The following is a 20909-nucleotide window of genomic DNA, read 5'->3' on the forward strand; positions in this document are numbered from 1 at the left end:
TTCCCCTTTGTGTTAGCAGGTGTGGGCTTCATCATAAACAGAATAAGTTTGTAAAAATATTATTAGTATTTATATCGATTACTAAAGTATTTTCGGTATAACTTTACTGAACTTGAAAAACCTATTCGTTGTAATACTTTCTTAGTAAATGTTTTACAACACTTAAAACAAAATCGAAAAAAGGCGAAATAATAATTATATCCGTAATGCACTGATATTCTCATCACTTCGTGATATCCACGCGTATAATTGACGTCGGATTCACCATTTAGCCGCATATAAGCTAAGATTACTGGTAGGTAAAGACCGGCAACTCCATTTTTCCAGAGTTTCAATAAAAACTCATAATCCATTGCTGTCTTATAGTCAGTACTAAACCCCCCAAATCTTTCGTATATTTCTTTGCGTACAAAGACTGTAGGATGAGGAATGGATGGCATGTCGAAAGCTATCATCCTTTGATAGTATGGATCTCCAGTTTGAGAGTAGAGCGGCTGCCCCTCCGTATCACTTATAATTAAATCTCCAAAGACAAATCCGATTTCCGGATTGGACTTAAATGCCTCTACAACATGTTTTATTGCTTCAGGTGCATACCAGTCATCAGAGTTAATAATGCCAACAAGATCACCAGACGCTTTGCTAATTCCTTTATTGAAGGCGTCAGATATTCCATTATCTTTTTCGCTTAACCAATGGCTTATATATTGCTCATATCGTTCAATCAGGTCAATCGTGCCGTCGGTAGATCCCCCATCAATAATGATATATTCCATATTGGGATAGTCTTGAATAATGACACTCTCTATTGTCTTTTCAATAGTATTTGCACTATTAAAACATACAGTAATAATACTCACTTTAGGCTCTAACTCTGATGCTACATAAGATTTACTTGTATTGATTTTTATACCATTCATAAGTTAACCTGAGGCCACTATCAAGATCAGTTTTAGCCTCCCAACCTAGACTACGCAATAATGAAACGTCATTAATCTTGATTGGAGTTCCATCTGGTTTAGTGACATCAAATAGCAACTCGCCTTCAAACCCAACAACCATTTTAATTTTTTGTGCCAATTCCCGAATGGTCAGCCCAACACCGGTGCCAATGTTTACAATACCTTCCTCGCTATAATGTTGCATTAAGAATAAGCAAGCATCAGCTAAATCATCCACATATAAAAATTCTCGTACTGGTGTTCCTGTTCCCCACACAGTAACATTAGATTGTCCATTTATTTTTGCCTCGTGAAACTTACGCAAAAGAGCTGGCAATACATGCGACGTTTCTAAATCAAAATTATCATTAGGTCCATAAAGATTAGTAGGCATGACACTGATGTAACTGCATCCATATTGTCGTCTGAATGCCTGACAAAGTTTGATACCAGCTATTTTAGCGATTGCATACCATTCATTTGTTGGCTCCAGAGAGCCTGTGAGTAAATAGTCTTCTTTAAGCGGCTGCGTAGCCAATTTGGGGTATATACAGGAACTCCCTAAAAATAAAAGCTTTTTCACATTTGATTGATAAGATGCATTTATCACATTGGCTTCGATCATCAAGTTATCATAAATGAAATCAGCCGGATATGAGTTATTGGCCAATATTCCCCCTACTCTCGCAGCGGCCATAAAAACATAATCTGGTTTTTCTTCTGAGAAGAATTTCTGAACAGCTGCCTGATTAGTAAGATTTAGTTCAGTACTGGTACGAAGTAAAAGATTGGTATAGCCTTCACTTTGCAGTTTCCGCACGATAGCCGAACCAACAAGTCCCCTATGTCCAGCTACGTAAATTTTGGCATCTTTTTGCATGATGGTGCACCTCTATTATTAATAATTGTAGCTTGGCGGTACGTAAACCTTAAGTACACAAGCCACGTAGGTCATTTTCCGGTCACTCGTGAAAATTCGGTACGTCATAGCCGTTTTTGGCGCATAACATATCTTTTTGTGCGATTTTCAGATCATCCTTAACCATCATAGAGCATAAATCTTTCAATGTAGTCTTCGGTTTCCAACCAAGTTTGGTCATTGCCTTCGTGGGGTCAGACCACAGCAAGTCCACTTCAGTTGGTCGGAAATAACGTGAATCAACTTCCACTAATACTTTACCAGTTGTCGAATCAATCCCCTTTTCATTGACGCCGGATCCTTGCCATTCAATGTTAATTCCAACTTCCTTGAAAGCTAATTCAACAAATGATCTGACCGAATGTGTCTCTCCAGTTCCAATAACATAATCATCCGGTTCGTTCTGCTGAAGAATAAGCCACATGGCTTCAACGTAATCCTTGGCAAATCCCCAGTCCCGCTTCGCATCTAAGTTTCCCAAATATAACCTCTTCTGAAGCCCTAGTTTAATACGAGCAACAGCACGGGTTATTTTTCGCGTTACAAATGTTTCACCTCTTAAAGGTGATTCGTGATTAAACAGAATACCATTACAGCCGTATATACCATAAGCTTCCCGATAATTCACTGTTATCCAATAGGCATATAATTTGGCGGCAGCGTATGGGCTTCGTGGATAAAATGGTGTCGTTTCTTTTTGAGGTATCTCCTGTACTTTACCGTATAGCTCGCTGGTTGATGCCTGGTAAAACCTGGTCTTTTTCTCCAGACCTAATATTCTAATTGCTTCCAAAATACGTAACGTACCTATAGCGTCCGCATTTGCTGTATATTCCGGGGTTTCAAAAGATACCTGGACATGACTTTGCGCAGCGAGATTATAAATTTCATCTGGCTGTACATCTTGGATAATTCGGATTAAATTAGTAGAATCAGTCATGTCGCCATAGTGCAAAAAGAACCGTACGTCTTCCTCATGTCGATCTTTATAAAGGTGATCAATTCGATCTGTATTGAACTGCGATGCACGTCGCTTAATACCATGTACTTCGTACCCTTTTTCTAGGAGAAATTCTGATAGATAAGCGCCATCTTGCCCAGTTACTCCTGTAATTAAAGCACGTTTTGTAGTCATCGACCCATTCCTCCATTATTTGCTCAGTCTCAAAATAAAATAGTCACAGCCTCTCGATATGAATTATCCACAACAGTCTCTATTTAAAAAGTTACTTTTATCGTTTTATACTTTTGATACAACCGGACTAATCCGTAAGGTAAAATGTATTTAATGATTCTCTTAACTTTGTTTCCAATTGTAACAATTTGTATATATCTATTTCTTTTCTCAAAATAATGGTTCTTTCTAGGGGCTTCTTCAATAAAATCGAGTATCTTATACTTTCCTTTGTCCCATCTTTTTCTACCTTCGACTATGGTTCTAAAAGCATTCTCTTTGACCTGTTCTAAATTTGTAAAATCAATTGGCCGTGGATTTTCAACAGAAAATAGATACCCATTAATACCATCTTGAATATACTCATTCATAGTCGGCCTGTCCGCCGCTACTACAGCTTTCCCCATTGCCATCGCTTCAAGAAATGAAAAACCAATACCCTCTGTAATTCTAGGAGCAATATAAATGCTCTTTGCATCAACAGCATCTAAATAGTCTTGCTTGGTGTTAAACCAATCACTGTAACTAATATTATAATGCACTTCGTCCTCGGTTGATGGGGGGGTGAACGTCTGAAAAGGATCAACCGCCTTATGGATATGAACTGCTTCTAATTCTGTATCTTCAATTAACTTTCTAACAGTTTCCCAGGTAATTTCGCATCTCCTGTGCCAAAAAAACAAAGATAGTCCTTTTTGACTGTTAAACGAGATTGGTTGTGGAAAATATTGTATATACATACACTGAAAACCTAGCTTAGATAACTTCTCATGTAAAGTCCTACTAAAACAAATTACTTTAACATTTCTAATATTATACCAATAATCAATCGTTACATCACCGCAAGCATCATACATAGGAAAAAATACGATATTGTTACACTTTAGTGACTCAACCATTTGAGGAGATATACTCTGCCAAAAAACTACTACTTTATAGCTGTCATCGATACAACTTAGATCGGGTTCCTTGCCTTCTTTCCAACTATCATCCAATATAATGTCAACTTCATAGTGTTCTTTCAATAAATCAATAATAAAAGCGCTTGACTTGGTTTTTGCATGATATGAGTGGTCAATTATCGCAATTTTATCCATGAAAATCCACGTCCTCAAAGAAAATTTTCGAATAACCCCGAGAATCATTGGACTGTTATTTTATCAATTTATAAATTCTCTTTAAGGGGGTATATAAGAAAGTACCTTGTACCTGACGAGCAAGTCTCCTCTTTAGAGCTTTTAAAAGGTAGTAGAAACATCCTTTTATCCCCATGTTTTCAAACCCGTGCAAAATCCCATCTTTCACCATAGACAAAGAGGAGTCTTTTACAGTCTGTTTTGTTACTGCCGAGTATTTTTGTAGCACAGCCATTCCAACTGAATGCACAAAATCTGGTTTTTTCTGATATTTTTTCATAATCTCTTCAATAAACATTAGTTCATTTTCGGAACCTTCGTAAGGTACGTATTCTTTGATTACGTCTGCATAAGAATAAAAAGTCCAAAACAGTTTTTTACACTCGTCCAAGCTCAAAAATGGATAATATTCACTTATTACACGTATAGTATCTTGAGAATTTTTATTGGGATCTGATGAGATGCCCCCTGACGAATAGTGTGTAGTCACAGTATCAGTATAAGTCATAGAAATGCCTTTTTTATAACAGTTCATAACCCACTTAAAATCTGCCGTAACCTTATAACTCTCATCATATGGCCCGCTTAGATCATAAGTCTTTTTTGTTGCATAAATAGCATTATGGCAAAAATCCATACATGTAAAAATTGTCCCGGCATGCACCGGCTTAGGCGACCAGTACCCTGTAAAACCTCCTGCAGGGTCATGCCCCATAGTCCCCGTCGCTATAAACTCACACTGACTATTTTTTAAAGCATCTACAGCTACTTGGGCAGCTGTAGATTCAACCCAATCATCAGACCCCAATATACAGATAATATCGCCTTGCGCAAGAGATATCCCTTTGTTAATAGCATTATATATCCCCTTATCAGGTTCAGATATATAATAATCAATCTTATTTTCATGTGCTTTTAGTATCTCTATGGTTCCATCAGTAGAGGCACCATCGATAATAATATGCTCTACATTCTTATACGTCTGATTCCATACACTCTGCATACACCGTAATATTGTATTCTTGCTATTTCGTACTGCTGTTACATATGTAACAAGCGGCTCATCTACATTACGAATTTTACATTTTCCGGAAAGTCTGGTGCCTCCTTCCGCCATTCTATTACGATTTTGATTTGGATAAAACAAATACTTTCCACAAAAAACTTGTAACTCATTAGATATTTCATCTTGTTGAATTTGGTTCATATTTGTACTCATTTTTAAATCTCCTAAATGTAAGTAAAGTATCTAAATTGTTATAACATTTCGCAATTTCTTCCACATTCTGTCACACAAAATCCCTATGGGAGTTCTTTCAGCTTCAAGCCGGACTATCTCGTTCTGAAGCTGGTTTACCTTGGCTTGAAGCTGTCTGTTTTCTTCCCTAAGTCTATTTTGTTCAATTTCTGCACCATCCAGCTCTACTTGCAGCGCTGTAGATGCTTCACAAATAACCGTTGCCATTGCACTTGCTATCTCAGGATATAAAGGAGGTACCTCTGTTACTTGCACTGCTGTTGATTTTATCTGATCGAATAATTCCTGAAATAGTTGCCTATATCTTTTGGCCTGAACTTCCAAACGGAAATTTTCTTCGGCAAAACTCCTACAGTATGCTTCCATGGAACACCCGTTAAGAGTTTCGGAGATACGCTCGGCGAAGACTTTCGTATCTTTTATAGGGACAAGGAACCCATTTTTCCTATCCTGTATTATGTCAAGCATTCCTCCGACTGCAAAAGCCACTACTGGCGTTCCACACGCTAAACTTTCCAACATAAGATTAGGCAAGTTGTCTTCAAGCGATGGTAGCGCCAGAACATCCGCTGCCGAATATATGGTCCTCAATAATTGTTCATCATCTATATACCCTAATGATTTATACGGAATTCTCATACTATCTAATAAGGGTGAACAATGACCGAACGTAACAATGTTCAATTCATTTCTACGAATAAGCCCGCTGATAAATTCATTTTCTCTTATGTGCTTTACAATATCAACTAGTTCGACAAACCCTTTGCGTCTTTCTTTGAGATCTTGCGCTCCAAAAAGGATAACTCTGGTAGAAGCTGAAAAGCCCAAGTTAGATTTTGCTCTTTTTTTATCAATAGGTCTATAAATATCCGTTTCCAGTGAGTTTGGAATCACTTCAATACGGTGATTTCGAAATACTGCACTTTGCTTCGCACAATCAGCCAGCCATCTGCTAGGCGTAACAATCACAATATCCTTTGGCAAATACTTTAGTTTAGCTTTCAGTATCGTTTGGGCAATATTATATTTATTACTTTTTAGTTGTACACAGTTCGAGCATTCTTCTTTATACTTTTGACATCCATGTGTATAGTGGCATGCTCCTGTCATGGGATTCTGATCATGTAACGTCCACACTATCGGCTTTCCCATTTTACGAATTTTTTCTATAGACTCAAGAGATATAAACGTAGAAATCCAATGCAAATTTACAATATCGAAATCCTCTATCCGCTTTAAATAGTTAAATCCAATGCTAGGATACATCGCCGAACACATAGTATTTCCATCGTAAACATTGCTCATAAATTGGTCTAAAACACATTTCTCAAATATTCGGTTATTTATTTCTGGTGACTGTAATTGTACAATTGTATTGTTATTAACTGTTTTCCACTTAACAAATAACGTACTATCTTCACCAATTTGATTTAAACCGTTATGAAGTCGTAATGCAGCTTTACCGGCACCACCGCTATCAGGAGTGCTGAAAATAGCGATTTTCAATTGCCTCATCCTTTTGTTCAAATATCATTTACTTGCATTATTCCTAACGAAAGTATTAGTAAGACTGTGCGAATCACTAATTATTGAATCCATGGAAACCAAGTGTTGAAGTTTGTCAGTATCTGACAGATAGCCAAATATTTTCCCTCCTGTAGTATAGTCTACAGCCAAGAAATCTGTATTTAGCGTGTTAGCAAAAACCACCGAGTGAAAGCGCATACACACATTTAACTGTGAAGTTTTCATAGCTTGTACAATATTTTCAACAGTGGATAGCTTATTCTCGACATAATATTTACGTCCCGCAAAATATTTGCGGGTAAAGCTGAAATTAAAATCTCGATCATCATTGCCTACTGCAAAATTATGCATAGAGTAGAAGTGTGGGACTAAATCATATTTGTCGCAGAGATTAATAATATTCATAGCCAATGCTTCTTCCAACTTCTGCTTATAATCAAAAAACTCCTCTTTATTCTTGCTCCCCCGATACTCCAGAGTTAATTCACGCAAGAAACAGGCTAGTTTAGTTTCTTCCTTAAAAAATTCCTTCTGAGAATAATTTCGACGTAAATATCCCACAGCCGGATCACCAATATTTCGAATATCCGTTCGTCCAGTTAACCCAATTGCAGTTTTTACAGATGCAGCATCTCGCAAATAAATGCGATCAGCTTTTCCCAAAATATCTTTAACCGCATTGATTTTATCGTCCGTATACAACGGACCTATACCACATCCGAATACAGTTGTACTACCTTTATTCTTTTTTGCAAAATAAAACGCCCACAAGATAAGTGATAGCTCTTCCAACTCCATTAGGGGGCCCCCACCGACCACTACTTCATCGACAGTTGAAGCATGAACAAAAAACTCACCACTGAAAACTGGTACTATTTCTGCTTTTATATCTAATTCCTTAATCGTTCGCTCCGTGATGAAAGGATTTAGTGAGCTAATCGCAAAAGTAGCTTCCGGGTAGTTTTTTTTGTAATATTCAAATATGCCTGCTAATATTGCCTTGTCTCCAACGGTTTCTGTACCATACCACCCAATAATGAATACTGTATAGCCATTAGATTTTTTTTCTTTATAAGGCACAACCAAAAACTCTTTCTGCTCAGCAAACTGTTTTATGGAGAAGAACTGCCCCCAGTATCTTTCTTCTTCTCTTTGTTCCAATAATTCAGGTTTAGGCTGACTATGATAATCGTGAATACATGAACTACAATAATTTCGTTTAATAAAATCCAAATGCTCTAAGTTGTGCACATATAAATGAAGGCCATTACTTTTAAGTAAATTTCCTAGCACATTAGATTTGGGTGCACAATAAGCTAGTCCACCATAGCAATCAAGGTTTATAGCAATTTGTTCTTGATACGGGCAACCAATGAGTCTGCTACCTCCTGCTAGCATATTCTTAATACTTCTATAGGTGTTTTTAACAGTATCGTCAGGTTCATATGTAAACTCCAACTTGGAAAAGAACAGTAATAATTGGTAGGTTTCGTCTGCGTCAAAATTTCTAATGACATCGCTATTAGCGTAATTATCCAGCCGGTTAATAAACTCGGCAATCCGGAAACGTCCGTAGATATTATTTTCACGCAAGAAAATAAGCAACTCATCTAAATTCCATATATTGTATTTGGTAATCGTAGTTCCTGTACTGAAAGCAATACCTCGATTCTTTAACGTATCCATGACTCGCTGTACACTATTAAAGCTACCTGGAACACCCCTATTCAAGTCATGAATATCATTTAATCCATCTAATGAGAGCATCACAGAAAAACTTTTTTGACGAGCTTCGCACAAATTTTTAATATCGCAAATTAATTCTACCGCTTTTTCTGAGAGTATGGCATTGGTTATAGTACTTAAACCTTGCAGGTTTGGCAGTACATCAATAGCTATATCAAAATAGTCCGGTAAGTTTTTCACTAGGGTTGGTTCACCACCAGTAATACCTATATGTTCCACTTGCTTAAACAAAGGATCAGCTAAAACACGCTTAAAATCCTTAAGGGTTAAGCATTGCTTTTCAGTTTGTCTCCAAACGTTGCACATTGCACACTTTGAATTACATGCATTGCTCACTTGACAATTAATCACTTTTATATTTGCAACGTATTCCGGTGTTTTATAAGAAACTATTCGTGATTTAAAATTACGCAATGCCTTTAAAAGTTCATCGAACATAGCTCTTCACCTATACACTATTATTTAAAATCGAATCCTTCACCTACTATATAAGATTTCGTGTTCAAGCCCAAAACCTATGTGCTTGAACTTCAATACAAACTTCTCCAGGTAAATCGCATATCCCATGAAACGGTATTTCGGTAATACCCACGCCTAAACTAATCGCAATGGAAAAAGTTCCAATATTCCTTACATAACATAAATTAGTTCGATATTGTTCTAACAATGCACTATGCATTTGGCTCCTTTGTTGAAATGCTTCCTCTTCGATACTTGCTAATCCTATCGAAAAAGTATATTCCCCACTCGCTAGATCAAATTTAATGGCCTGTCGAAAGCGAATCTTTGTCCCTGCCTTTAAATTTTTAGGTGCTTCCGTGTCAAATTGCATACTATTTTTCCCATGAATTAGGATGTTTTTTTCATTAAAGAGTAAGATCCCTCCAATCGGAACTTCAACGTCCCGTTGGAGCTCAAACTCATAAAAAAACACTCCGATATCACCTTGTACAAACATGCGGCAGGGGTCTCCCTGGCTATTACATAATCCTACTGTAGTACAAATAGCTCCATCACCGATGGTATCAGGTGATGAAACAATATTAAAAAAAGCTTCCTGAGCTATAGGCCATTGTACCTTTTGATTAGAGAAACTATTTTCTTTCGGAGCTTTCTGTTGCTTCCCAGTTCTTTTTGTTTCTTCTTTATTTGAACCAATTTGATTTACTTTTTTTGAGCTACTTTGCTGGTGTTCTGAAAAGTAATAACGCTGTACTGCTTCGTCGGCATTTCCCCAAAACAAAGCTTGTCCATGATCCAGGAACAGAGCTCTCTGACAAAACTGTCTAACTTCATGCGTTGCATGAGTAACTAAAAGCACAGAAGTATTATTTTGCTTAAGGGTTTCAAGTCGATCAAAGCATTTTTGCCGAAAGAATACGTCCCCCACCGCTAATGCTTCATCAATTATTAATACATCAGGATCCACAATGGTTGCTACGGAAAACGCTAATCTTACAAACATACCACTTGAATAGCTTTTCACTGGCTGATAAATAAAATCACCGATATCAGCAAAAGTAAGAATCGCTTCCACTTTTTGTTCCATTTCCTCGCGAGTATATCCCATGATGAATCCTTGGAGAAAAATATTTTCCATTCCAGTGTATTCTGGATTGAACCCCGCCCCTAATTCTAATAGGGCTGATACTCTCCCTTTAACATTCACAGTTCCTGAAGAAGGAGTCAGAACACCAGTAATTATTTTCAGTAACGTTGATTTGCCGGAGCCGTTTTTACCAATAACGCCTACCGTCTCCCCACGTTTAACCTCAAAACTAACGTCTTTAAGTGCATAAAAATCATGATGGTACTTCTTGTTAAAGGGGTGAAGTGCTTCTTTTAGACGATCAGTAGGATGATTATATAATTTATAAACCTTCGAAAGATTTTCAACCCGTATTGCAATATCATTACTCATATTTTCCACCTTGTAATGTTTTTCTTCATATAATCTTTAGCTTTAAACTGGTTTTAAACTACTACTTTATAAAACATCGGCAAAATGTGAGTTGAGTTTTTTAAAGGTCCACGTACCGACTAAGAAGAAAACACTCGTTATACCCCAAAAATAAAGAGTGTTTTCTACATTCTGTAATATATACACTTTATTAATTAATGTATCACGATACCCTTGCACAATATAGAACATAGGATTTAGAGAAAAGAGCCATCGATATTTCTCTGGTACCATCGTATAGTTCCACATAATAGGAGTCATCCACATACCAAACTGAAGAACGATATTTAAGATTTGAGCCAAATCTTTAAAAAAGGGAATAATCGACGCTGTTAACAAGCTTAACGAAACAACTAGAGTAAAGGTACAGAAAATAAAGTAAAGTAACTGTATAGCGATAAGTCCAGGTGAATATCCATAGGATATAAACAGCACGAGCAGAAAAACTACAAAAAACAGATGAATAAATAAAGAAGAAATAATTTTGATAAATGGTAACGAACTAATTTTAAATACAACCTTTTTAACTAAGTAACTGTACTCTACAAAACTATTTGTGGCATTTGACCACGCATCTGCAAAATAGAACCATGGTATAAGTCCACAAGACAACCAAAGTATAAAAGGAACATCTTGCACCTTTGCTGTTCGGAATCCAATTTCAAAAACAAACCAAAGAACTAGAATAGTCATAACAGGTTGCACAAATGCCCAAAATATCCCCAAATATGATCCTGCGTACCGAGTTTTAAAATCATTTCTTGCTAGATTAAGAATTAAATATTTTGACTTCCATAAGTCATGAAACAAATTAAATAAAGATTGCATAACTTCATCCTCTTCTAAAATTTGTAATGCCCCCCGTTGTCAAAACACGGATTTTAAAAAAAGGTTCATTGTAAAATGAAATGCAACAGCAAAAGATGATAAAAGGACTCCCATGTAGAATTCCGGTATGATTAGGGGCTCAATCCAAACCATACAGGAGGGTTCTGTCATGGAAGTCCAAGAACAGTGTACCACATCTGCACGGTCTTTTGAACACCTTAGTGAATATGAGCACGGAATGATCAAAGCACTTTTGGATGAGAAGCGTTCAATACGCTATATAGCACGGCAGCTTGGCCGCCATCCGAGTACGATTTTACGCGAAATTAGGCGAGGTACAGTTAAGCAACTGCGCTCCGACCTGACTGAATTTAAAGCATACTACCCCGAAACGGGACAGGCAATATACAAAAGAAACCGCTCAGCCTGTGTTAAGCCATTTAAAGTTGCTGAAGCAGCTAATTTTTTGGAGTTTGCCGAAAACAAGATGATTGAAGAAAAATGGTCTCCTGACGCCATCGTTGGCTATTGCCGGCATCACCAAGAGTGGCAACAGCAAATCATTTTATCCACTAAAACCCTTTATAACTATATCGATCAAGGGCTACTGCGCGTACGCAACATCGATTTGCCTCTCAAAGTTCGTCGCAGGCCAAACAAACGAACCGCCAAACAGTGCAAACGTGTCCGCGGAACAAGCATTGACGAACGGCCGGAGGAAATCAATATTCGCGAGGAATTTGGGCATTGGGAAATCGACACGATCACGGGCAAACGCTCTGGCGACGGAGTACTACTCACAATGACCGAGCGTAAAACACGGGCGGAGATTATTATCCCCCTTGCCGCTAAAACAGGTTGGATTTGCCGCAGAGTTTAATTGCACAGCTGGTTTAATTGGTAAGTACATCAAGCGTGAATATGGCTATGACTATTCGATTCGCGGAATTACCGGAATGCTGGAGCGCATGGGACTTTCCTATACCCGTCCAACTTATGTGAAGGAACTTTGTTAATAATCACTTCTTTTAATGCGACTCGTTGTTCGCTGGTAAGTCTTGGCGGTCTTCCGGATATCGGTTTGTCAGGAATTCCTTCCAGTCCTTCTTTCTGATATATTTTGTGCAGATTACATACTGTATTGGCGGTTATGCCTACAATCGAAGCTATTTCTTTGCACGTCTTACCAGAAAGAAACAAATATAGTGCTTGATATCTCTTAAAAATTCTTGCTCTTTTCTCTGTATTCATGGCATTTTTAATTTCATTTAATTCTTCTTGCGATGCTCTCGTTCTCATGATTTGCCTCAATTCTATAAATGTCTTTATAAGAATATCGGCAATTTTATCCAAAATGTTTAATTCAATTTATATAGCTTTGTAAGCAACCTTTTTAAATACATAACGCCAAGGATTAAGATATTGGCAAAAAAGCATGCTTTGAACATACACTGCGCTCCCTGCCAGAACGGAAGACGCTTGGTGTATAATCCTTCATAATAACCCTATGTAGATCAAAGGGACCATACCGTAAACCAGGTTTACGGACATGGTTGTCCCGCCTAACGTAGGGATAAATATCCTCAAAATATAATCTCGAAAATAATACGCGGTTATAAGTCCCAATACGATTGCATAATAGTCTCAACAAATAAAAGGATTGGTGCTAAACGATTATAACTGATGTTCGTTACTATCTGACTGGAAATTTCTATACTTGATTTTACAGATAACTCGGGGATATACAAGCTATTCACCTCAAAATTCCATAAACTAAGACATACACGATATAATTTGCTATAATCCGCGATATCCCTACAAATAAAACTAAATATTTAACAAATAATTATGAAAGATATTATACCGCCGGAAGCGTACTTGCATGCAAGCGGCTCAAGAACAAGCGTCAAGTACACTGTTCCTTACCGTCCTATCCAAAAGCACCTGTCCACCTTCAATACGCTCCTTTACAAGAAAATACTATTTTTACCGTCCTGGCCAAAATTACAAGATCCAGCCAAACAGACCAGCTCCTGACATACCAGGAATCCATTTGGACCCTCTCATCATAGTCAACATCACTTCTGCCGCTGACCTGCCAGTAGCCGGTTATCCCCGGGCGGACAAGGTAGTAATCATTGATGAATTCCCCATATTTGCCGATTTCCTGTTCAATGATCGGTCTTGGACCGACCAGGCTCATTTCTCCGCGCAGGACGTTTATAATTTGCGGCAGTTCATCAAGGCTAGTCTTTCGCAGCCATTTGCCTATTCTTGTCACTCTTGGGTCATTTTTTAGCTTGAAATTTTCCTCCCATTCCTGTCTGGCATCTGGATTAGACGTTAAATATTGTTCCAAAACCTCCGCGGCATTGACTACCATGGTGCGAAATTTATAGCACGGAAAAATTTTCCCATTTGCACCCACGCGTTTATGAGCAAAAATAACCGGCCCAGGCGAGTCAATATAAATCGCCAGCGCAATAATAACTAATATAGGAAACGCAATGATTGTCCCACATATCGTCAAAATCATATCAAAGCAATATTTAAAAATGCGATTGTATGGCCGATTTAAGTTATTGGTTACATAAAGGATTACAGCCTTTTGTTGTAAAAGTCCTTCTGCATCGAGATTGCCGAGAGGCAAACCAAATAAGTTAGGTACAACGGCAATATTGTCAACAAGCGGCTGAACACGATACACGATGTCCATCATGGCTTCACGTTTTAAGCCGGGCGTTGCGATGACGACATCTCTCACTCCGGTCATCCGGACAACCTCTTCAATTTGAGAAAACTTCCCCAATACAGGAAATTTCTTTGTCAAAGGACAAGCCTTCATATGGTCTTCAATCAACCCAATAATGTTATAACCCATATTCATGTCGCTGTCAAACGTTTCGGCTAAAAGTTCAGCAGTCTTTCCGGCTCCGATGATAAGAACCGGCTTCTGCCATAGACCGACAAGTGTTAACATTCTTTTTGTCATATATCTTGCCAAGACCAAATAGATAAATGAAAATAGCCAGCACAATACAACCAAGATACGGGAGATCTCCTTGATATCCCCTGTAAAAAAGAAAACTCCCATTACCACAATCATGGAAAAAGTGCACACTCGAAAAATAGACGCAATACTCTTCCATAAAGGCGTCCTGCGTGTATACATCTTTTCAAAGGCAATAAATCCAAGAAAAATGGTTGGGAGAACATAGTTGATGTAATGCTGCGGAATATGGTACGGCAAGATTTGCGGATATAGAAAAACTAGAAAATCTTCACGTACATAGTATGCACTCCATAAGGCGGCAACGACCGTAAAATAGTCTACAATGAACAAAAGCACAGGCGATAGCCATCGCCCAATTTTGGCCTGCACAGGCACTTTTAATGTTGGATTTTCTTTTATTCTAACAGCCAGGTCGTTCATATATACACCACCAAAATAAAAATGCATAATATGTGATATTTCGATATGCAAAAGCAAATTCCCTTCAAAGAATAAATTCTTAACAAAATCCGGCCTTTCCGGATGCCAGCTATTTATGAAATAACTAAACTTCGGTAAGACTGTCTCCCCGCTGTTCCACAAAAACGAGATGTTACACCTACAAAGATTTTATTTGTTCCTTGTTATTATAAACCTGTTGTCAATGTATTTTCTGTCGAATCTTCATGGAAAATTAAGAAACATGCAATGTAATGACGCGGTACCAACAATGCACAAGCCTGTTGGCTTTTTTATGACCGAACCGTTTTGATTGCTTCGGCACTAAACCGGTCACTGGCAACATAGGCTAATCCTACAATAAACCAGTACATTCTAATTACTGCAGAATCATCAAAGTTGTATTCAGTTAATCCTTGCACCATTAGACTAATAGTAACAAGCAGTAAAGCCAGCATATACACATTGTCCGGGTTTGTTTTGTATTTTAAATAAGCGTTGACAAGTATATAACCAAATAGATCAGTAGCATTGCAATAAATTCATTTAAAAAGATCAAGGTTTAAAACTGCCTAAAATTCACCAAAAGCAACCAAAATCAGTCTATATACCAGTATTTTTAAAGTCTTTGAAGCCTTTCCTTTGGAAAAATTTCAACAGATTGTCATCAATGCCGGGTGTGACCACTACGTAAAAAAGCTCGACGCTTTAAAACTGTTATACTTGATGATCATTGCCCAGTTTTCGAGCTTTACATCTCTGCAAGACATCGCCAACCGCGTCATTTACGACAAGCATCTACAAAAAGTGTTGCAGCTCACCTCCATCAGTACCGGTGAGCTGATTACCGCCAAACCAAAAGCGGCATAAGCTGCATCAGCGCATCGTGGTTCATAATGACAGCTCGTATCCGGATAGCGCTGTTTTAACTCCTGCCCGCAAGGCTGATAAAAATGTCATGGATGAACTGGTAGTCATCGCTCATGATGCAATAAATGTGTTTGACCGGGGTTATGTTGATTATGCCAAATGGGATGATTACTGCCAAAAAAAGGCATCCGGTTCGTGTCCCGCCTAAAGAACAATGCTATCATTCATGTCCTGGAAGAAAAGGATGTTAAATCAGTGATATTTATCACTTGCGCTGGCAAATAGAACTGTTCTTCAAATGGATCAAGCAACATTTTGTTGTTAAGCATTTCTTCGGTACCAGTCAAAATGCCGTATACGGACAAATCTGGCTTGCCCTGATTGGGTATTGTCTATTGCAAAGCATATGCCAACAACTACCGAAAAAGCATTCCTTGCTAGAAGTGTTGCGAGCAATACAAATTTCTTGTACCAGGCATTTAGCGAATTGGTGGCTGCCTTAAGCCGTGAGCCGGCTAGAACAAGCCGGGGTAGGCGGTCATATAAAGATGGCTATGAGCTTTTGCTAGGAGCAATCAATGAATTAGGCACAGGCTTTCTCGATACTGTAGACGAAGGGATGTATCTGTAGTTTGTAGCTTAGTGATAAAGAACTGGATAAGACTGGAAATATGGTTAAAGGGTTACTTTTATGCCGACGTTGTTTTAAACTAACCTAAAGAAAAGACGAAACTGAATATTCAGAGAAATTGTTTGGGCTTTATTAAGCGCTTTTGCTTTTTATCCTTGACATTGCGTCGCTATTTTTTATGCAACGCTAATGAGTCAAACTGGAAGTATACTTATCAAATAGATCCTGAAACTTCTTTTAACTAACTAAAGTAAACACGATTGGAAATATTGTCAAAAATCAACTATTATGGCAATACCGCTGATTGACAATGGAATCAACAGGCCATTGGCACCTTAGCTGATCTTTTGAGTCCCAGATAACTTTTGGGCAACTAACCCCCCGAGCTACGAAAAAAGCTTTGCGCTGGTCACCAATTAACCGATTTTTTTCGTCTGCGGGCTAAACGTTTAACATTACGTTCTAATTTTCTCAGCAAAATAAAGACTATATGAAATCGGCCAACTTTGAGCGCGAATTCCCACAAAGGCTGTTTGGAAGAAATTGGTATTCTGGGTAATGCAAACATATCTTGGTGCCATAAAGGCACGTTATCAAAAATAGCCAAAGCTCCCTTATATCCGGATTTTTTAGTAACAGCAATAGTTTTATCATCGAAAAAGCCGTAAGGATAGCAGAGAAAATCTATTTTATCGCCTAACTTTTCTTGTAAAATCATTTTGCTGGTCATGATTTCCTGTTCTAACCTGTTCTCATCGCATTGAGTGAGAAAAGGATGATTAAGCGTATGTGAACCAATTTCCATGCCAGCGGCCTTCCACTCGCGAAGCTTATCCCAATCCATCGTTTGTGTTACTTTCTGATTAAAATTCTCCCATTTATTTTCCCTGCCTACCCAATTTGCAATAGGAAAAACTGTAGCTTTCATATTACGTTCTCGCAGCATCGGCAGCGCTGTCGAAAAGTTATCTTCATAGCCATCGTCAAAAGTCAAAATTACGGGCCGGGATGGGAGCGGTGCTTCTTTTACATAATAATTGTATAAATCGTTTAGCGTTATTGTGTTATAACCATGTTCTTTTAGATAATCAAGTTGTTCTTTGAATTTTTCCGCAGGAAGTGAATTTCTTTCGCCGGGTACAGTGGCTATACGATGGTACATTAAGATGGGAATCCGTTTATGAAATTTGCCATATAAACCTAAAACGATACCCATAATTGCTAAAAAAAGTATGGTAAATAACAATTTTGACTCTCCCACACATTAAGTTTATTATTGATTATTAATCTTAAAAAGCAAGGTACATCACGCACACAATATATGTTAGTGTATTTTATTTGCTCTGTCTATACATTTAAAAAACTTGTAACTTCACTTAGATCCTTAGGAAAACAAACCCCCGCTTTACGCATGATTTTCATATAAGCAGGATGCAATTTCTGTTTGTAAAAATTGACCAGACTAATGGCTTTTATTTTTCTCATCGTAAATTTATCGGTAAACAACAAAGCGGAAGATTGATAACTAATCACGGCCTTTAAGTTTTCTTCATACGCAAAAGATAATTCTACAGGCTCAATCGAATCATATAGAGTCAAACCAGGCAAAGCCTTGCAGTAATAATCAATCTTGTAAGCGCTGTCATTAGGATGCGGTTTGTATAATAGACAGCCTGTACCATTTAAGTTCCGGAAAATTTCTTGCAGAACCTTCATTTCTTCTTCGATAGAAAACTTCTTTTGTTCTACCAGTGGCTGGCTTAAATACAAAATACTGTTCTCTTTCATTACCGGGTTGAACAAACCGCGTTCTTTAAGATGACTTAACGCTTGATTAATCATAGTACGCTCAATTTCATATGTTTGTGGTGAATACCGTTGTAAAAGTTCCGGTTTATACATAAAATCACAAATACCTGACGGATTGTCACCTGCAGTTACCGTATTAATGCTGACTTTACCGGTAATTCCTGCCAGCATTTTTAAAATATAAATCCTAAATTTGTGAAATAACCTGTGAGTCAGAGGCCTTCTCCGGTCCTCGTTATAATAGGAGTAGAGGCCATCATCATAACGACAGAAGTGATCGATATTTAACGCTCCAGCCAACAATTGATTTTGAACATCAATATCACTACCTAAATAAATGGCGTTTATCCCGATTTTACCGATTGTATTTCTGACCTCTGCCACCTGCTGTTTATAACTTTTTGTTTTACCACGGCTGCTTAGCCAATTCCCTAAAGGAAATACCTGCTGCCAACCACAACTCGTAGAAGATATATAACGCATTAACGGACTCTCTTGCCATTTATTATAGCCATGAGGATGCAACAATGCCAGATAGTTTTCATCACTCTGGAAGCGCGCTTTTAATAAAATAAACACCGTCAATAAATGAAAAGGTGTATTTACAATGAATAAATTTTTGTTTTTCACGACATGCCCTCACTTAAACCAATAGTGTCTGTAAACCAACCCTAATGTCTTTCGCCGTTATATCCCCCGTCAGCAACACATGAGGATAGTACTCCGCCGGAGCCCATTTTTCAAGATGCTTGCGGTCATTAATATAGAACAATGCTACCAACGGTACGCCTAAAGCACAGGTAAGGTGAAGTGTACCCGTGTCCACACTAATCACGGCTGAGCATTTTTGAATAACGCCTGCCAGTTGAGCTATACTAGTCTTATCTGTTAAGTCAAGGAACATACTGCAGCCGTGCGCGTGCAATTGCGCCACATATTCTGCGGCCCTGCTTCCCGCCCCCAGTAAAATAACTTTTTTCCCCGCTTTATTAAGGTCGGCGATCACCTTTACAGCCGTAGACACCGGCATATCTTTCTCTATTTTTTTGCTTGTTGCACACAGCCCAATTAACTCATCATCACGGGTGATATTTAGTTGGTGAAACAAATTCTGCACATAGGTCACAGCCTCTAAATGAGGAGTATATTTAATAGGAAGATCGAGTGCATCTTTTTTTGTCAAACACTTTAACAAATTTGCATTTTCCCGCTGTACAGATCCCAAGCTGTTTCTTTCCACTGTTTTGGTAGAAAAAAGATAATGCAAAATGCCGCGATTATCGCTGATAATCGTGTTCGCACCAAAAGCTTTTGCTATAAAAATACCACGCTCATTGCCATACAGGACCAAAGCAACATCAATCTCATTTTTATAGTTTTTCCGATATTCCTTCAAAAATTTAAAAATACCCAAAACGCCTTTATGTTTACCCCATTTATCGTAACATAAAACCTCGTCTACACCCTCCATATATTTGGCTGCTTCATAAAAAGGTTTGTTCACCATGAAAATAACCCAAGAGTCAGGATACTCTATTTTTATATTTTGGCACAATGAATCTGTTAATAATACATCGCCAAAATAGGATGTATTGATGACTAAAAATTTTTTCATATACCGTTACCCGCACATAGTTTTGTTTTCATTTTGGTTTTCAAATATCGTCCATACCAATAAAAGCCTTCTTTATAGTCTCCTGCTTTTAGTAGGCATTGAGCATAGTATTTCATTTCTTTATAGTTTTGCGGCTCTGTAGGTTTGGAGTTTTTCCAGGGTGATAAATTTTCGTATTTACTATATATATTTCTAGTGAAATCATTACATAAATCACTCTTGCCCCAGGCAATGCTCCATGGCTTAGGGTGGGCGGCAAAATGCAATAATATGATACCATTATCAACCATATCTGGCGTGTTGATACGATTCCATTCTTTTCCCAAATATTTCACCTTGCCTGTTAAAACAACGTTTAAAACATCTTGATCAGGATACCTAAATTTTTTAGGCTCTTGCTCTAATAGTGCCAGAGCTTTTTTCGCGACGTAATGATTGTTCCAATTTTGTATATCAATTAATAAAACTCCCGAATTAAAGTAAGTATGTTGCTTTAAACCTAAGATATGATTTCTCTTACTCGCAAGAGACTCTAAATCAGGTACAGCTGCAACGACATTCGCTTGCATATCCACAGAAGGCAATGATTGTATCTCCCCCAGGCAGATAATGTCTGCATCAAGATAAAGTATTTTTGGAACCGTCAGAATAGCAGGCAGAATAAATCTATAGTAAATTGATGCCGGAAAATGCGCCTGTACTGGTAAGTGCTTAAAGGTTCTATTGTTAATGGCATAAACATGGATATTTACATTAAAATCGTTCGCCAATTGGTTAAGCTTTGTCATACTGTCCTTTTTTAATCCATTCGCTAAAACATGAAACACCAAATTATCTCTTCGGTTATTGAAACATATAGAAGCGATAGACGCTCCCATGCAACGCACATAATTCTCATCAATTCCATACCCGATATGTATATCCTCTACAGATGGAAAACAATGTTTCCTCCCTTCAAATAGACTATACTCATCAATTGCTTTACGCAAATAAATGTCACTTTCCAAATCATTCAGCCCCTCAGTCTTATCCCTTGGTTTCAAA

21 protein-coding genes and 1 pseudogene are annotated in these 20909 nt (G+C 37.8%); 6 read left to right on the top strand and 16 right to left on the bottom strand.

Going from position 1 to position 20909, the window contains the following annotated elements; translation table 11 throughout:
• Window positions 1-62: 62 nt before the first annotated feature.
• The 9 genes from SCACP_RS16350 to SCACP_RS16390 all read right to left on the bottom strand — a co-directional run bounded on the left by SCACP_RS16350 (window position 63) and on the right by SCACP_RS16390 (window position 11489).
• The gene (locus SCACP_RS16350; protein ID WP_425058549.1) at window positions 63-920 is read right to left on the bottom strand and encodes a glycosyltransferase family 2 protein; all 858 of its coding nucleotides are present in this window, start codon (window positions 918-920) and stop codon (window positions 63-65) included.
• Entirely contained in the window at window positions 892-1821 is a 930-nt protein-coding gene (gene fcl, locus SCACP_RS16355; RefSeq protein ID WP_425058550.1) for a GDP-L-fucose synthase, read from the bottom strand. Before fcl ends, SCACP_RS16350 begins: the two co-directional genes overlap by 29 nt.
• 82 nt (window positions 1822-1903) lie before the next feature.
• The gene (gmd, locus tag SCACP_RS16360; RefSeq protein ID WP_425058551.1) at window positions 1904-2995 is read right to left on the bottom strand and encodes a GDP-mannose 4,6-dehydratase; all 1092 of its coding nucleotides are present in this window, start codon (window positions 2993-2995) and stop codon (window positions 1904-1906) included.
• A gap of 83 nt (window positions 2996-3078) precedes the next feature.
• Window positions 3079-4131: a glycosyltransferase gene (locus SCACP_RS16365; protein WP_425058552.1), complete on the bottom strand. Its 1053-nt coding sequence runs from the start codon at window positions 4129-4131 to the stop codon at window positions 3079-3081.
• A 55-nt stretch (window positions 4132-4186) separates the two neighbouring features.
• Window positions 4187-5389 (bottom strand): glycosyltransferase family 2 protein, encoded by a 1203-nt coding sequence (locus SCACP_RS16370; protein ID WP_425058553.1) that lies wholly within the window; start codon window positions 5387-5389, stop codon window positions 4187-4189.
• 30 nt (window positions 5390-5419) lie between these two features.
• Entirely contained in the window at window positions 5420-6934 is a 1515-nt protein-coding gene (locus tag SCACP_RS16375) for a glycosyltransferase (RefSeq protein ID WP_425058554.1), read from the bottom strand.
• Window positions 6935-6958: 24 nt separating this feature from the next.
• Complete coding sequence (locus SCACP_RS16380; protein ID WP_425058555.1) at window positions 6959-9139, bottom strand: polysaccharide pyruvyl transferase family protein; 2181 nt, start codon at window positions 9137-9139, stop codon at window positions 6959-6961.
• Between the two features lie 64 nt (window positions 9140-9203).
• Complete coding sequence (locus SCACP_RS16385; protein ID WP_425058556.1) at window positions 9204-10622, bottom strand: ABC transporter ATP-binding protein; 1419 nt, start codon at window positions 10620-10622, stop codon at window positions 9204-9206.
• Between the two features lie 66 nt (window positions 10623-10688).
• On the bottom strand, window positions 10689-11489 hold the full coding sequence (locus SCACP_RS16390; protein WP_425058557.1) for an ABC transporter permease: 801 nt from the start codon (window positions 11487-11489) through the stop codon (window positions 10689-10691).
• 169 nt (window positions 11490-11658) lie between these two features.
• On the opposite strand from SCACP_RS16390, the pseudogene SCACP_RS16395 reads away from it, so the two are divergent.
• Together SCACP_RS16395 and SCACP_RS16400 are read left to right on the top strand one after the other, a co-directional pair.
• Window positions 11659-12345 (top strand): annotated as a pseudogene (locus tag SCACP_RS16395) (IS30 family transposase); the annotation flags it as partial.
• The gene (locus SCACP_RS16400) at window positions 12332-12505 is read left to right on the top strand and encodes a helix-turn-helix domain-containing protein (protein ID WP_425058558.1); all 174 of its coding nucleotides are present in this window, start codon (window positions 12332-12334) and stop codon (window positions 12503-12505) included. The pseudogene SCACP_RS16395 and the gene SCACP_RS16400, both read left to right, overlap by 14 nt.
• Here SCACP_RS16400 and SCACP_RS16405 read toward each other — a convergent pair.
• The 3 genes from SCACP_RS16405 to SCACP_RS16415 all read right to left on the bottom strand — a co-directional run bounded on the left by SCACP_RS16405 (window position 12438) and on the right by SCACP_RS16415 (window position 15398).
• Complete coding sequence (locus SCACP_RS16405) at window positions 12438-12842, bottom strand: helix-turn-helix domain-containing protein (RefSeq protein WP_425058559.1); 405 nt, start codon at window positions 12840-12842, stop codon at window positions 12438-12440. The two genes, SCACP_RS16400 and SCACP_RS16405, sit on opposite strands and share 68 nt — an antisense overlap.
• A gap of 601 nt (window positions 12843-13443) precedes the next feature.
• Window positions 13444-14922: an undecaprenyl-phosphate galactose phosphotransferase WbaP gene (gene wbaP, locus SCACP_RS16410; protein WP_425058560.1), complete on the bottom strand. Its 1479-nt coding sequence runs from the start codon at window positions 14920-14922 to the stop codon at window positions 13444-13446.
• A gap of 311 nt (window positions 14923-15233) precedes the next feature.
• Window positions 15234-15398 carry a hypothetical protein gene (locus SCACP_RS16415; protein ID WP_425058561.1) on the bottom strand — a complete coding sequence of 55 codons (165 nt, stop codon included), beginning with the start codon at window positions 15396-15398 and terminating at the stop codon, window positions 15234-15236.
• 157 nt (window positions 15399-15555) lie between these two features.
• Here SCACP_RS16415 and SCACP_RS16420 point away from each other — a divergent pair, with 157 nt between their 5' ends.
• The 4 genes from SCACP_RS16420 to SCACP_RS16435 all read left to right on the top strand — a co-directional run bounded on the left by SCACP_RS16420 (window position 15556) and on the right by SCACP_RS16435 (window position 16441).
• A complete protein-coding gene (locus tag SCACP_RS16420; RefSeq protein ID WP_425061429.1) occupies window positions 15556-15810 on the top strand; it encodes a DUF4372 domain-containing protein in 255 nt (84 codons plus the stop codon).
• 16 nt (window positions 15811-15826) lie between these two features.
• Window positions 15827-16018: a hypothetical protein gene (locus SCACP_RS16425; protein ID WP_425058562.1), complete on the top strand. Its 192-nt coding sequence runs from the start codon at window positions 15827-15829 to the stop codon at window positions 16016-16018.
• 61 nt (window positions 16019-16079) lie between these two features.
• Complete coding sequence (locus tag SCACP_RS16430) at window positions 16080-16313, top strand: transposase (protein ID WP_425058563.1); 234 nt, start codon at window positions 16080-16082, stop codon at window positions 16311-16313.
• Complete coding sequence (locus tag SCACP_RS16435) at window positions 16199-16441, top strand: hypothetical protein (RefSeq protein ID WP_425061473.1); 243 nt, start codon at window positions 16199-16201, stop codon at window positions 16439-16441. Before SCACP_RS16430 ends, SCACP_RS16435 begins: the two co-directional genes overlap by 115 nt.
• Before the next feature lie 409 nt (window positions 16442-16850).
• On the opposite strand, the gene SCACP_RS16440 is transcribed toward SCACP_RS16435, so the two are convergent.
• From SCACP_RS16440 to SCACP_RS16455, 4 genes are all read right to left on the bottom strand, one after another.
• On the bottom strand, window positions 16851-17687 hold the full coding sequence (locus SCACP_RS16440) for a polysaccharide deacetylase family protein (protein ID WP_425058564.1): 837 nt from the start codon (window positions 17685-17687) through the stop codon (window positions 16851-16853).
• A 101-nt stretch (window positions 17688-17788) separates the two neighbouring features.
• Window positions 17789-18880, bottom strand: a complete 1092-nt coding sequence (locus SCACP_RS16445; protein WP_425058565.1) for a polysialyltransferase family glycosyltransferase — start codon at window positions 18878-18880, stop codon at window positions 17789-17791.
• A gap of 13 nt (window positions 18881-18893) precedes the next feature.
• The gene (locus SCACP_RS16450; RefSeq protein WP_425058566.1) at window positions 18894-19865 is read right to left on the bottom strand and encodes a glycosyltransferase family 9 protein; all 972 of its coding nucleotides are present in this window, start codon (window positions 19863-19865) and stop codon (window positions 18894-18896) included.
• Window positions 19862-20872: a glycosyltransferase family 8 protein gene (locus SCACP_RS16455; protein ID WP_425058567.1), complete on the bottom strand. Its 1011-nt coding sequence runs from the start codon at window positions 20870-20872 to the stop codon at window positions 19862-19864. The genes SCACP_RS16450 and SCACP_RS16455 overlap by 4 nt, the downstream gene beginning before the upstream one ends.
• Between the last annotated feature and the right edge of the window lie 37 nt (window positions 20873-20909).

This window comes from Sporomusaceae bacterium ACPt, assembly GCA_041428575.1.
Lineage (GTDB): Bacteria > Bacillota > Negativicutes > Sporomusales > Sporomusaceae > Sporomusa_D > Sporomusa_D carbonis.